This is a genomic window from Paraburkholderia phenazinium, assembly GCF_900142845.1.
GTDB classification, from domain to species: Bacteria; Pseudomonadota; Gammaproteobacteria; order Burkholderiales; family Burkholderiaceae; genus Paraburkholderia; species Paraburkholderia phenazinium_A.
On sequence record NZ_FSRU01000001.1, the window covers coordinates 887816 to 901450 of the forward strand.

At 61.9% G+C, this 13635-nt stretch carries 11 protein-coding genes; 7 read left to right on the forward strand and 4 right to left on the reverse strand.

Annotated elements, in window-relative coordinates; translation table 11 throughout:
* The first annotated feature begins 59 nt into the window (after positions 1–59).
* The 7 genes from BUS12_RS03840 (at position 60) to BUS12_RS03870 (ending at position 9126) form a co-directional block, all read left to right on the forward strand.
* Positions 60–1013 (forward strand): ABC transporter permease, encoded by a 954-nt coding sequence (locus BUS12_RS03840; protein WP_074294318.1) that lies wholly within the window; start codon positions 60–62, stop codon positions 1011–1013.
* A 74-nt stretch (positions 1014–1087) separates the two neighbouring features.
* Positions 1088–2002 (forward strand): ABC transporter permease, encoded by a 915-nt coding sequence (locus BUS12_RS03845; RefSeq protein ID WP_253189998.1) that lies wholly within the window; start codon positions 1088–1090, stop codon positions 2000–2002.
* Between the two features lies 1 nt (position 2003).
* A complete protein-coding gene (locus BUS12_RS03850; RefSeq protein ID WP_074294320.1) occupies positions 2004–3872 on the forward strand; it encodes an ABC transporter ATP-binding protein in 1869 nt (622 codons plus the stop codon).
* 107 nt (positions 3873–3979) lie between these two features.
* Entirely contained in the window at positions 3980–6046 is a 2067-nt protein-coding gene (locus BUS12_RS03855) for a hydantoinase/oxoprolinase family protein (RefSeq protein WP_074294321.1), read from the forward strand.
* A 13-nt stretch (positions 6047–6059) separates the two neighbouring features.
* Positions 6060–8054, forward strand: a complete 1995-nt coding sequence (locus BUS12_RS03860) for a hydantoinase B/oxoprolinase family protein (RefSeq protein WP_074294322.1) — start codon at positions 6060–6062, stop codon at positions 8052–8054.
* Positions 8055–8119: 65 nt separating this feature from the next.
* Positions 8120–8503 (forward strand): cupin domain-containing protein, encoded by a 384-nt coding sequence (locus BUS12_RS03865; protein ID WP_083640233.1) that lies wholly within the window; start codon positions 8120–8122, stop codon positions 8501–8503.
* 167 nt (positions 8504–8670) lie between these two features.
* A complete protein-coding gene (locus BUS12_RS03870) occupies positions 8671–9126 on the forward strand; it encodes a hypothetical protein (RefSeq protein ID WP_143788251.1) in 456 nt (151 codons plus the stop codon).
* Between the two features lie 452 nt (positions 9127–9578).
* Here the strand turns inward: BUS12_RS03870 and BUS12_RS03880 are convergent, their stop codons facing one another.
* The 4 genes from BUS12_RS03880 to BUS12_RS03890 form a co-directional block, all read right to left on the reverse strand.
* The gene (locus BUS12_RS03880) at positions 9579–10328 is read right to left on the reverse strand and encodes a hypothetical protein (RefSeq protein WP_074294325.1); all 750 of its coding nucleotides are present in this window, start codon (positions 10326–10328) and stop codon (positions 9579–9581) included.
* Between the two features lies 1 nt (position 10329).
* Positions 10330–10779 carry a hypothetical protein gene (locus tag BUS12_RS38010; RefSeq protein WP_143788252.1) on the reverse strand — a complete coding sequence of 150 codons (450 nt, stop codon included), beginning with the start codon at positions 10777–10779 and terminating at the stop codon, positions 10330–10332.
* A gap of 264 nt (positions 10780–11043) precedes the next feature.
* Entirely contained in the window at positions 11044–12018 is a 975-nt protein-coding gene (locus BUS12_RS03885) for a M14 family metallopeptidase (RefSeq protein WP_074297059.1), read from the reverse strand.
* A gap of 46 nt (positions 12019–12064) precedes the next feature.
* The gene (locus tag BUS12_RS03890; RefSeq protein WP_074294326.1) at positions 12065–13546 is read right to left on the reverse strand and encodes an NAD-dependent succinate-semialdehyde dehydrogenase; all 1482 of its coding nucleotides are present in this window, start codon (positions 13544–13546) and stop codon (positions 12065–12067) included.
* Positions 13547–13635 lie beyond the last annotated feature (89 nt).

Consider the following 13635-nt stretch of genomic DNA (forward strand, 5'->3'; position numbering starts at 1 on the left):
CGGTGGCGAACCCCAGGGTTCGCCACCGGCCTTTGCAATCCTCGTAGGAGGCCCGTGCGATGAACCAGACCATTGCAGCGCTGATTGTGAAGCGCATTGCGCTGACGCTGCTGATTCTGCTGATCGTGTCGATGATCATCTTCACGATTACCAACCTGCTGCCCGGCGACGCCGCGCAACAGGCGCTCGGCCAGGCGGCGACGCCGGAGACGGTCGCGGCCTTGCGGCTGCAGTTCGGCCTCGACCAGCCAGCCTACCTGCGCTATCTGCACTGGCTCGCGGGCCTCGTGCGCGGCGACTTCGGCCTCTCGCTGTCGAGCAATCTGCCGGTCAGCGAGATGATTGCCGGCCGACTGCCGAAGTCGCTGGAACTGGCTGCGATCACCACGCTCGTCTCGGTGCCGATTGCCATTTCAATGGGGATTCTCGCCGCCGTGAAGCGCGGCTCGCTGCTCGATCGCATCATCAGTCTCGGCACGCTCGCGCTGGTCGCGACGCCCGAGTTCCTGATCGCGACGTTCGCGGTGCTGGTGTTCGCGGTCAAGCTGCATTGGCTCTCGGCCCTCTCGTATGGCGGCGAGATCGACAGTTTCCATGACTTCATGCGTGCCTATGCGATGCCCGTCATCACGCTGTGCTGCGTGATCGTCGCGCAGATGGCACGCATGACGCGGGCCGCGGTGATCGAACAGCTCGGCTCTTCGTATGTGGAGATGGCGATCCTCAAGGGCGCCCGCCCGGCACGCGTGGTGCTGCTGCATGCGCTGCCCAACGCGATCGGCCCGATTGCCAATGCGGTGGCGCTGAGCCTGTCGTATCTGCTGGGCGGCGTGATCATCGTCGAGACGATTTACAACTACCCGGGTCTTGCCCGCCTGATGGTGGACGCGGTCAGCAACCGCGACATGCCGCTGGTGCAAGCCTGCACGCTGATCTTCTGCCTCGGCTATCTGATTCTGGTGCTGCTCGCGGATCTGTGCGCGATCGTTTCCAACCCGAGGCTGCGGACATGAACCTCCATCATCCGTCACCTGTCGATCCTCGCTCGCCGACGCAGGCCGACGCGGCGCTCATAAGGAGTCCTGCCATGCCCGCCTCTCATTCACCCGCACCGTCCGGGGGCGGTGGCTCTGTCCCGCCGCCGCTGGCCAAACGCGCCGCGCGCCGTCGTGTGCCTTCGCTGTCGTTGAGCGGCTGGATCGGCGCGGCCATGGTGGCGCTGGCTCTGCTGGTGGCGATTCTCGGGCCGTGGCTCGCGCCGAATCCGGTGGGCGCGATCGTGACGCAGGACGTGTTCGCGCCGTTCAGCGCCCACCTGCCGCTCGGTTCCGACTACCTGGGGCGCGACATGCTGAGCCGCATCATGTACGGTACGCGCCTCACCGTGCTGCTCGCGCTGGCGGCGGCGCTGTTCGCCGCCGTGTGCGGCACCGGGCTCGGCTTGCTGGCGGCGGTCGCGGGCCGCGCGGTCGACGAGACCATGAGCCGCGTGCTCGACGCCGTGAGTTCGATTCCCACCAAGATGTTCGCGTTGATGATCGTCGCGGCGTTTGGGTCGTCGCTGACCTTGCTGGTCCTGACCGCAGGAATCAGCTACACGCCTGGCGCGTATCGCATTGCGCGTTCGCTGGCTGTGAACATCAGCGCGCTCGAATACGTGCAGGTCGCCAAGGTGCGCGGCGAGAACGCGATCTATATCTGCTGCGTGGAGATCCTGCCGAACATGATTCATCCGATGCTCGCGGATCTCGGCTTGCGTTTCGTGTTCGTGGTGTTGTTGCTGAGCAGCCTGAGCTTCCTCGGGCTCGGCGTTCAGCCGCCGTATGCGGACCTCGGTTCGCTGGTGCGGGAAAACATCGCGGGGCTGGGCGACGGTGCGCCAGTCGTGCTGATGCCGGCCATCGCCATTGCGATCCTGACGGTCGGCGTCAACCTGCTGATCGACGGGCTGCCTGGGCGCGGCAAGCGCCTGCGTTTGCGCCGTGCCGCGGAGGCTCGTTGAGATGAACAGCACACCTGCCAATCTGGTTGAAGTGCGCGGTCTGCGGGTGGTCGGCAGCAGCGAGGGCCGCCCGGAAACCACCATCGTGAACGATATCGACTTCACGGTCGCTCGTGGCGAAGTGCTCGCGCTGATCGGCGAATCCGGCTCGGGCAAAACGACCATTGCGCTCTCGCTGATGGGACATGCCCGCACCGGCTGCCGGATCGCCGGCGGTTCGATCCGCGTCGGCGAGTGCGACGTGCGGGCATTGTCGCCTGACGCACTGGCTTCGCTGCGCGGCCGCAAGGTGGCCTATATCGCGCAAAGCGCGGCGGCGGCCTTCAATCCGGCTCGCACGATTCTCGATCAGGTGATCGAAAGCGCGCTGATCCATCGGACCATGAGCAAGGCCGCGGCGCAGGCGAAAGCCGTCGAACTGTTCCGTGCGCTGGCATTGCCGGAGCCGGAGCTGATCGGCAAGCGTTATCCGCACCAGGTGTCGGGCGGGCAGTTGCAGCGGCTGCTGGCGGCAATGGCGCTGATCACGGACCCCGAGCTGGTGATTCTCGACGAGCCGACCACGGCGCTCGACGTCACCACGCAGATCGACGTGCTGCAGGCGTTCAAGCGGGTCGTGAAGGAACTCGGCACGACAGCCGTGTATGTGTCGCACGATCTGGCGGTGGTCGCGCAGATGGCCGATCGCATCGTGGTGCTGAGCGACGGCGCGATCCGCGAAGTGGGCAGCACGGCGCAGATTCTCCATGCACCGGCGCATGCCTATACACAGAGCCTGATTGCAGCAGTCATGCCGACGCCGCGCGGGGCGCGTCCCGAAACGCGCGCTGTTACGAGTGCGGAAGCGCGCCCGTTGCTGGAGGTCAAGCGTCTCGTCGCCGGTTACGGCAAGGTCGACGCCAAGGGTTTCCCGGCCGCACGCATTCTGGATGATGTGGATCTGGTGATTCATCGCGGCAAGACCGTGGGCGTGATCGGCGAATCCGGATCGGGCAAGACCACGCTGGCGAAGGTGATTGCGGGCCTGGTGCCGGTGGCGAGCGGCTCGTTGCTGCTGGATGGCGAGCCGATGCCCAAGCGTCTGAACCGGCGCACCAAGGAACAATTCCGCCGCATCCAGATCGTGTTCCAGAACGCGGACACGGCGTTGAATCCGGTGCATACCGTCGAGCGGATTCTGTCCCGCCCGCTTGCGTTCTATCACGGCATGAAGGGCGAGCGCGCGCGTCAGCGCGTCGCCGAACTGCTCGATCTGGTGCGTCTGCCGGCTGCACTCGCGACGCGCCGCTCAGGCGAACTGTCGGGCGGTCAGAAGCAGCGGATCAACCTGGCGCGTGCGCTCGCTGCCGAGCCGGATCTGATTCTCTGCGACGAGGTGACGTCCGCACTCGATACCGTGGTGGGCGCGGCGATCCTCGATCTGCTCGCCGATCTGCAACGCAAGCTCGGCGTGTCGTACCTGTTCATTACTCACGACATCGGCAAGATGCGTGCCATCAGTGACGACATCGTCGTGCTGTATTCCGGTCATCGTGTCGAGGCGGGCGACCGTGCGGCGCTGTGCGCGCCGCCGTTCCATCCGTATGCGGATCTGCTGATCTCGTCGGCGCCGGAACTGCGCACGGGCTGGCTCGATGAGGCCTCCATCCGCTGTCACAGCGAGTTGCCGCCAATCGGGCCGCGTGCGGAACACTCGGAACTGTGTACGTTTCTCGGACGCTGCCCGTTGCGTGTCGATGGCTTGTGCAACACCACGGCGCCGGCGCGCCGGCAATTGTCGAATGGTGCTGAAGTACTCTGCCATCGCACGGAGGTCGATCTGACCAGCCTGCAGCAGATCCCGGCGTTGCGGGAAGGCACGGTAGTGTGAGAAGGGACGCCGTGCGTTCATGCTTGAGCCGGATGTGCGACATGGATTGGCGTTACGCATCGAATGGCAAAGTGCAGCGGGCAGCGCCGAACTAAAGGAAAAACTTCATGGGCTTGAGAATCGGTGTGGACATCGGTGGGTCGTTTGCCGACTTCGCAGTACTGAATGACGAAACGGGGGAGCTGAAAACGCTAAAGGTGTTTTCCCGGCCCGACAGCCCTGGCGCCGAGGTGTTGCGCGGCATGGAAGGTCTCGCCGAGCGCTATGGCGTCGATCCGCATGAAGTCGACTATTTCACGCATGGCACCACCGTCGGCGTCAACGCCGTCGTGCAACGCAAGGGTCTGAAGCTCGGCCTGATTACGACGCGGCACTTCGAGGACGTGCTGGATATTGCCCGTCTGAAAGGTCCCGACATGTACAACCTGATGTCGAAGCGACCCGCGCCGCTGGTGCCGCGTGAGCGCGTCTTCGGCATCGTCGGGCGGTTGACGGCGGACGGCACGGTCGAGACACCGGTGGACGAAGCCAGCGTGCTCGACGCGCTCGACAAGCTGAAGCGCGCGGGCTGCGAAGGCGTGGTGGTGTCGCTGCTGCACTCGTATCGCAATCCGGTCCATGAGCACGAGGTCAAGGCGATACTCGAGCGCGCGATGCCGGGCCTCTTCGTTTCGTGTTCATCCGACGTATGGCCGATCATTCGCGAGTACGAGCGCACCTCGACGGCGGTGATTGGCGGGTATGTGCAGCCGAAGGTGTCGCACTATCTGTCGTCGCTGCAACATGCACTGCGCGAGACCGGAATCGCGGCGGACATGAAGGTCACCAAGTCGAACGGCGGCGTGATGAGCGCTGAGACCGGCAAGACCAACTGCGTGCAGATGATCCTCTCAGGCACCGCATCCGGCGTGATCGGCGCCGCTTACGTTGCACAACTCTGCGGGCTGCGGCACTGCATGAGCCTCGACATCGGCGGCACGACCGCGGACGTTGCGCTGATCATCGACGGCGAGCCGCAATACGCCACTGGCGAATACATCGGCGATTTCCAGATTCATATTCCTTCGGTTTCGGTGTCGTCTATCGGCGACGGCGGTGGCTCGATTGCGTGGGTGGACGACTTCGGCGTGCTCAAGGTCGGACCGGAGAGCGCCGGTTCGAACCCAGGACCCGTGTGCTACGGTCGCGGCGGCACGCGCGCCACCATCACCGACGCCTTTGCTGTGATGGGCGTGATCGGCAACGCGAGCCTCGGCTATAACTCGGTGAAGGTCGATCACGACGCGGCCTGCCGCGCCATCGACGCGCTGGCCCAACGGCTTGGCTCGGATATCTACAAGACGGCGGAAGCGATCGTCAACGTGTCGGTATCCGGCATGTATGCGGGCGTGAGCCGCATTGTGTCGCGCTTCGGGATCGATCCGCGAGCCTTCTCGCTGTTGCCGTTCGGCGGCGCTGGGCCGATGCTCGCGTGTTATTTTGCGCGGGCGCTCGGCATGGAGCAGGTCGTTGTTCCCACGACGCCAGGTGTGCTGAGCGCACTCGGCGGCCTGATTGCCGATACGAAGAACGATTTCGTCAAGACCACCTACTACGACCTCGACGCAGCAGCGCTCGATGCGCTGCGTGACGATGCGCACTCGCTCGAAACGGCCGCACGCGCGTGGATGGCCGCTGAAACCGCCGCGCCCGGCCATGCCGGTAATGACCGCGCGGCGCGCATCACGGTCTCGGCGGACATGCGCTACAAGGGCCAGTCCTTTGAGATCGACACGCCGCTCGAACTGGCATGGCTGCAGAACCGCGACATTGGCGCGCTGAGCGAGGCCTTCCACCGCGAGCATGCACGACTCTACGGCCATAGCGATCTGAAAGCGAAGATCCAGGTGGTCGCGTTGCGTCTCGTGATTGCATCGGTGACGCCCAAGCCGGCATTGCGGCCTATCGAAGCAAGCGAGCAGCCTCCGGTTCCGGATGCCACGGTGAAGGTCTGGATGGACGGCGCGTTCCGCGATGCGGCGCTGTTCCATCGCGCGAAGCTGCTGGCCGGCCAGCAACTTGCGGGACCGGCCGTGATTGCGCAGGACGATTGCACGACCTGTGTGCTGCCGGGTTTCTCGGGACGTATCGATGCCTACGGCAATCTGATCCTTACCTATGTTGGCGCGAACTGATACGGAGCGGGGCATGCAATTCGACAAGGCAGTACTGCAGATTTTCGCCAACTATTGCGTCGCGGCGGCGGAGAGCATGGCGTACACGCTGGTGCGCACCGCACACTCGACCTTCGTGAAAGAGACCGAGGACTTCTCGTGCGCGATCACGACGCCGGATGGACTCACGTTTGCGTCGCCGAAGACGTTGGGCGCGACCTGGTATGTCGGCCTCGACTACGGCCCGGTGATTGGCATGATCGACCACTACGAGCCGGGCGACATCGGCATGACGAACGATGCGTACAGCGGTTTCGTCGCCACGCACACGCCGGACATCGTGCTGTGGAAGCCGGTGTTTTACGAAGGCGAGATTGTTTGCTTCGTGGGCGGCCACATCCACAACACCGACATGGGTGGCGCCGTGCCGGCTTCGTTGTCGCGCACGCTGACCGAAATCGAGCAGGAGGGCATCCGCTTTCCGCCCACCAAGATCGTGCGGGGCGGTGTGCTCGATGAAGAGCTGCTGCGCATCATGGCGGCCAATGTGCGTGTGCCGGACCAGAATGTCGGCGATCTGCATGCGCAACTGGCGTCGCTGCATACCGGCGAGCGACGCGTGCTGGAGATCATCGAACGCTTTGGCATTGACGGCTTCAAGGCGGGCATGCAGGCGTTGCTCGATTACTCGGAGGAACAGGCGCGCACCATCATGCGCGGCATTCCCGACGGCGAGTACTTCTTCGCCGAGTATGCGGATGAGGACTCGGTACGCGGCAAACCGATGCGCGTCGCGCTGACGCTGCGTATCCGCGATGGCAGTGTCGAGTTCGACTATACCGGCAGCGATCCGCAACTGCAGTCGTCGCTGAACATCCCCACGGGTGGCCGCGAACGTCATGCGCTCGCGCTGGTGGGCTTCGTCTATGTGCTGTACACGCTGAATCCGGAGATTCTGCTTAACAGCGGCATGCTGCGGGTGGCGCATTGCGTGCTGCCGGAGGGCACGGTTGTCAATGCGGAGCGGCCGGCGGCGGTCGGCATGCGCAGCCTCACCTGCAAGCTACTGCACCTGCTGACATTCGGCGCATTTTCGCGCGCGATTCCGGAGCGACTCGCGGCGTGCCCCGCCGGCGGCCTGTCGATTCTCAGCGTGAAGACGATGGACCGGCAGGGCGGTACGGTGATGGCGTCGATCGGACCGATTGGCGGCGGCGCGGGGGGCATGTCATTCGACGACGGCGAGGACGGCTCCGGCGCAAACAATGCGTTTTTGCGCAATACGCCGGTGGAGATCAACGAGGCGGAGGTGCCGATTCGCATCACACGCTATGGCGTGGCACCAGGTTCGGGCGGCGCGGGCCAGTTTCGCGGCGGCCAGGGCCTGGTGATGGAGTTCAAGGTATTCGCACCGAACACGCTTGTGACGGCGCGCAACCGCGACCGCACGCATTTTGCTTCGTGGGGCGTGCGCGGCGGTCATGCGGGCGCGAATGCGCGCTTCACGAAGAACCCGGATACCGCGCATGCGGAGCAACTGGGCAACACAGACCTGGTGATCTGCAATCCGGGGGACGTAATTCGCCTGGTTGGCGCAGGGGCTGGCGGTTACGGCAGACCGATTGATCGCGATGTCCAACGGGTATGCGACGACGTGCGACGGGGTTATGTCACCGAGCAGGAAGCGCGCGAGGTCTATGCGGTGGCGATTGTCGACGGCGAGATCGACGCACGCGAAACGGCGGCGCTGCGCGAGCAGGCGCAGACGCTGGCGCGCGATATCGAAGTGTTGCCATTCGAGTTCGGACCATACCGCGAGGCCTTCGAAGCGAAGTGGACGCGCGAACGTTACGCGGCCCTCACGCGCATTTTGTCGGGCGTACCGGTGCAATGGCGCTATTTCATCAAGCACCGGATCTTCGATGCGCTGGACGCGCATGTTGAAACGGAAGGCGTGAATGCCGAGGCGATCGACCTGATCTTTGCTGACCTCTGTGCATCGTGGCCCGAGTTGCGGCGCGCGAGTTGAGGGGGAGTCGAGAGAGTGGGCCGTCAGCAGAACAAAATTCGTACTACTTCAAAGAGAGTCAGTTGATGTCACAAAGCATTTCCACGCATGCTGTACAGAGCGAGTGTTTTAACGAACCGCAGGGCGAGGGCACGTTGCTGTCGTTGAGTCCTGAGCGGCTACTGCGCGGTCAACCCGAGCGCCGGGACTGGCCGGTATTCGAGCGTGCCGATGGCAAGGTCAGCACGGGTATCTGGAGCGGCACGGCGGGCGCATGGCGGATCGACTTCCCGGAGGGGCAGTTCGAATTTTTCCACGTGTTGTCGGGAATCGGCGCAATCGTGCCGGACGAGGGCGAGCGCAAACCGTTTGGGCCGGGCGACGCGGTGATGGTGCCGGAGGGCTTTCGGGGCGTGTTTGAAGTGACGGAGAAGGTCACGAAGCAGTATATGTTTGTGCAGAATATCTGAGCGCGGGCCGACATGAAGTAGAAGCAGCCTGTGATGGCGTTGCGTGCGCGCGGCATTCGATCATGAGCGATTCGCCTCAGGGAACACAGCTAATACGAGATGCTGTAGCGGTTATATTAGCTCTCCCTGAATCAATGCCTGTCGCCCCGGTTGGCGACCCGTTTCCCATGACCTATCACGCCGTCACAGTCACGTTTGAAAACATTGGAGGAGTCGTTATCCAAAGAGACAGAAACGGTGCTGCAAGGACATCGTTCAATGTCACCGTCGCGGGCAAACGTCAGTACGCGGTACAGATGCGCGGTGAACCACGGCTTGAAAACGGCATGGTCGTGACTGCGGTATTGCGTGACACGGACAACTGGCAAACGTTGGTGGGCTGGCTGAATCACGCGACGGGCGAGATTTGCGGTATCGATTCGCCAGCGAGGTCTTTCACGTCATTCGTGATTGCTCTTCTGATATCGGTTCTCCTTTCTATCAGATGGTTGGGCGAAGCTGTTGGGGAAAAACACGGTGCCACCGGCCCTGTCATCTGGATTCTCGCGGTGATGGTCATCGACGCGTGGTTGCTATTCTCCTGGCGGAAGTCGGCGACGGTGTACAAACTTCTGAAACCCTAGGAGAGATGCCCACACGAAGCGGGCGTCACTCTTCATCTTTCATCTGTGCGGATCTGCGACCTATATGCTGCGTCCGACAGTCGCTGTGTCGACCCAATCTCTTGCTGCTTTGCGCCGCAGGATCAGCACTGCACCGAGGCGTAACCACACGCAAAGCGCAATCAGCGCGATAGCCCATAGTCCCAATGCGTGCAGATATGGGCCGCCGGATAGGGTCCACACAAGGCTGAAGGCTGCAATCCACTTAAGAAGATCAAAGGCCCATCTTCTGCGCTTCAAGCCATATGCGAGTGCCAGGGGATTGGCCGCAAGACTCGCTATCACGGCCATCCATCCCACCCCCGTGACAGACCAGGAAAGGAGTAAAGCGGCTTCGACTGAGGCCTCACACAGGAAGGCAAGAAAGAACCCGATAAGTGAAGTCTGGATACAACGCGGCATTGCTGTCATGGTTATCTAACCATCTCTGTCTTGCAGTAAGGCAACCAGACATCAAGATCGGTAGTTGGTTGAGCCAGAGATCGACAATAGGCTTCCTTGTACTGATCCTCATTAATGGGTGTGTAACTGCCCGGAACCGGTGTTGCAAGGGGCACCAAGGATGCACCCGTAACGCCCTTGTCGCTCAAACAAACGAATAACGAGTTGGTGCCCATGATTTCGTCGTAGGTGGCAAGTGTATATCCTGTGTATGTCGACGGGGCTGACCAATAGAGCGACGAACTGGCAACAGAGGCTGGGTTCGATACCTGCAAAAAATTGGACATGTAGTTACCCAGCCAAATCCTGGCGGCGCTCATATACGGCTGAAAATTGGCTTGGAGGTCAGCGGCCAAGGCGACTGCACCAATTGCTGCTGCTGCGCCCGGACCAATTTCCGCCCATACGAGCAGTGTGATAGCAACCGTTCCGGCCGCACTTACTAGGGTTAGTACGTCGCCTGGTTGGACCTTTTTGTTTGGGTCCTGCCAGTCCGTCACAATTCGCATCAGAGCAGACGTCGCGACCAATCCATTTGTCATGATGCGTATCGGTTGCAACATGGGAGAGACATTTGATACAGCAGCCACCAGATTTGAGCCATTCTGAAAAAGCGATAGCGCGTCATTTGGGCTAGTTGCCGCAGATTGAATCGCCTGAAACGTACTCATCGAGTTGGACCCGGACTCGATGACGTGAAAAATCAATTCGACCTTAGCCATTTCATTCAGCCTTTGATTCTGTATTCCATGGGGCAATCGAGTTCACAACCGAACTCACCGACGGTGCAACTGACGGATTAGAGTCGATCACATAGCGGTAATAGAGTTGCGTGTTTCTTGCTTTGGGGGTGTACACGGGCTGGGCAATAAATGATTTCGCTTGCGTAAGCGTTACTGGGAGAACGTCAACGATCTGTGAAAAGCTTCTGTCTGTCGCAATCTGGAGGTTCGCCTTAATATCGTGGCTCGAATCATCTGGGTTGATAATGCGCACCCAGAAGACCCATGTTCCATCTTCACGTTTCAACGCAGTCGCGCCATTTGTCAGCGCGTAGCCATGCAACGAAGTAACAGGATGTTGAGGGGTTCTTGGTGTCGCGATTGCGATTTGAGACGCGATGCCAACAAGGGAGAACGCGCTGCTTCGCAAGAATGCTCGTCTGGTATTCATCGTTATTTTGGACTGAGTGGCTTTCGCCGTTAGCAAATGTAGTACTCACTGCATTGGCGAACTTATCACCCTCATGGAAGCACCAGGCATCAGAGAACTCCGAAAACTGGCAAAAAAAGAGGCGCGATTGCTCGCGCCTTTCTCCTTGCTGCGGCTCAGTGGCCGCGATGATTTGCTATCGCTGCACAGTCACGGTCAACGCCCGAGGAAAACAACCAGGGCGCGCGCAAGGCAGACCAAAAAACCTAACCCGGCCACATATCCCTACAGCAACTGCCCAAGCCGAACCACGGTCACCCCTGGTCTAAGCTGACGCAACGACGGCATCACCAGCACGCAATTGTCATAGGGCGTAACAACAGCCTCACCTTCATTCCAGCCAATAACAGTCCCTGCTTTAGCAAACGTTTCCAGACCGGTAAACGCATCGGCAAACCGAAAATCGAAACTCTTGGCGACAACCGGCTGCGTAACCCGAATCACGCGCATCGCATCGGGCTTAGGCGAGAACCAATCAGCCGGAAGATCACCAACATCAAGCGCACCAGCGAGCACGAGAAACCGCGCAGTACAGTCCTTCGCCACAACAACAGCCGACGGCTCCCAATGCTGCCCACACTCCACGAGCAGCGCATTCCGCGAGCTAAGCGGATCACCAAATCCTTCATAGTCCCGCATGCGCCGCCCTTCCGGATGCCCTTCATCACTGATGACAGTACCCGGAGCCCCCAAAGCGCGAGCGAGTTCAATCCCCTTGTCCAGCGGACCCGAAACGATCAGCGGGGCGCTGCGCTCATGCATGGAATGCAGATCAAGCAGGAAATCCACAGTATCGATCACCGGACGTAGAGCGCGAGCCCGCCTAAGCTCGCTGGAATCGACGCTAGCGTCATCAAGCTTAGCCGCGGTCCAAACGCGATTAAAATCCTGATCGACAAAGCGCGACGCATCCGGCTTCGCCGCATCAAAGCTCAGGTAAGCGTCGACATTGGAGAAGCCAAGCGTGAGCTTGCCACGCCGCGGCTTGACACCCAGATCGAGCAACGCCTTAACCGCAATAGCGCCGCACACTTCATTGCCGTGCGTGAGCGCGTTGATCATCACATGAGGGCCGTCCACACCGCTGTCAAACGTGTAGACATACGGAATACCGGTGTTACCAGCGGCATAAGGGCTGAGGTCGGGGAATTCGACGTCGACCGGGTAGGCATGGTCCTGCTGCGGGGAAGGGGTTGTCATGAGCGTGTCCATTCGCAGTCGATAAGAAAGTGGCCTTCGCCGAAGCTCAAACCAGGCCACCCTGGCAAAGATATTTGATGTGCTGGTAATCGTCGAGCCCATAGCGCGACCCTTCGCGACCATAACCCGATTCTTTCACACCGCCGAACGGCGCCGCCTCGCTGGCGACGGCACCCTCGTTGATGCCGATCACGCCGCTTTCGAGTCGGCCGGCGACGCGCCAGATCCGGCGCACATCGTTCGAATAGAAGTATGCCGCGAGTCCGAACGGCGTGTCATTCGCTTCGCGCAGCACATCGGCGTCGCTTTCGAAGCGGAACAACGGCGCGACCGGGCCGAAGGTTTCCTCATGGAACAGGGCCATGTCGCGGTTGGCGTCGCCCAGAACAGTGGGTGCGTAGTAATACGGACCGTCGAGACCGTCACCTTGCAGACGACGCCCGCCGGTCAGCACCACAGCGCCATGTGCTAGAGCGTCCTGTACGTGACGCTCGATCTTGTCGACAGCACGCGCATTGATCATGGGGCCGATCTGCGAATCGTCGCGCGTGGCAGGGCCCACCCGCAGCGCCGAGACCCGCTCAACCAGCTTGCGCGCGAACGCATCGTACACGCTGTTCTGCACGTAGATCCGATTCGGGCACACGCAGGTCTGGCCACCGTTACGAAACTTCGACGCCATCAAACCGTCGACCGCAGCGTCGAGATCCGCGTCGTCGAAGATGATAAACGGCGCGTTGCCGCCCAGTTCCAGCGAGAGCTTCTTGAGCGTGCCGGCGGACTCGCGCGCCAGATGCTTGCCGACCGGCGTCGAACCGGTAAACGTGATCTTGCGTACACGCGAATCGGCCAGCCAGTTCGAGACGGTGGCGGGCGTGTGCTCGCGCGAGGCGCTCACCACATTCAGCACGCCAGCAGGCAGCCCCGCTTCCTCAGCCAGCCGCGCGAGGGCGAGCGCCGTGAGCGGCGTGTCCTCCGCGGGTTTGGCGACCACGGTACAGCCTGCGGCCAGCGCTGGCGCAATTTTGCGGGCGATCATCGCCAGCGGGAAATTCCACGGCGTGATGGCAGCGACCACGCCGACCGGCTCCTTCACCGCCATCATCCGCTTGCCGGGCATCAAGGCGGGGAGCATGTCGCCGTAGCTGCGCACGGCTTCTTCCGCGAACCATTCCACATACGACGCGCCATACGCCACTTCGCCGCGCGCCTCGGCCAGCGGCTTGCCCTGCTCGCGCGAGATGATGCGCGCCAGGTCCTCGGTATTGGCGACGATCGCCGCATGCCAGCGCTTGAGGAATTGCGCGCGTTCGCGGGCCGTGCGCTCGCGCCAGCCGTCGAACGCGGCGTGGGCGGCATCGGTGGCGGCCCGGGCGTCGGCTTCGCTGCTGTCCGGCACGCTCGTAAACTCGACGCCGGAGGCCGGATCGCTGACGGGGTAGCGGGCGCCGTCGACGGCATCGCGCCACTCACCGGCGATGAAGTTGTGTGTGCGAGAGAGTTCGGGACGCTTTAAGGTGAGTGGCATGACGACCGCCGGAAGGGGAGTTAAGGATAACGAAAGGATAGGTTGATGCCCTGAACCCGGCGCGGTCGACACAGACCCCCGCAAGGCTA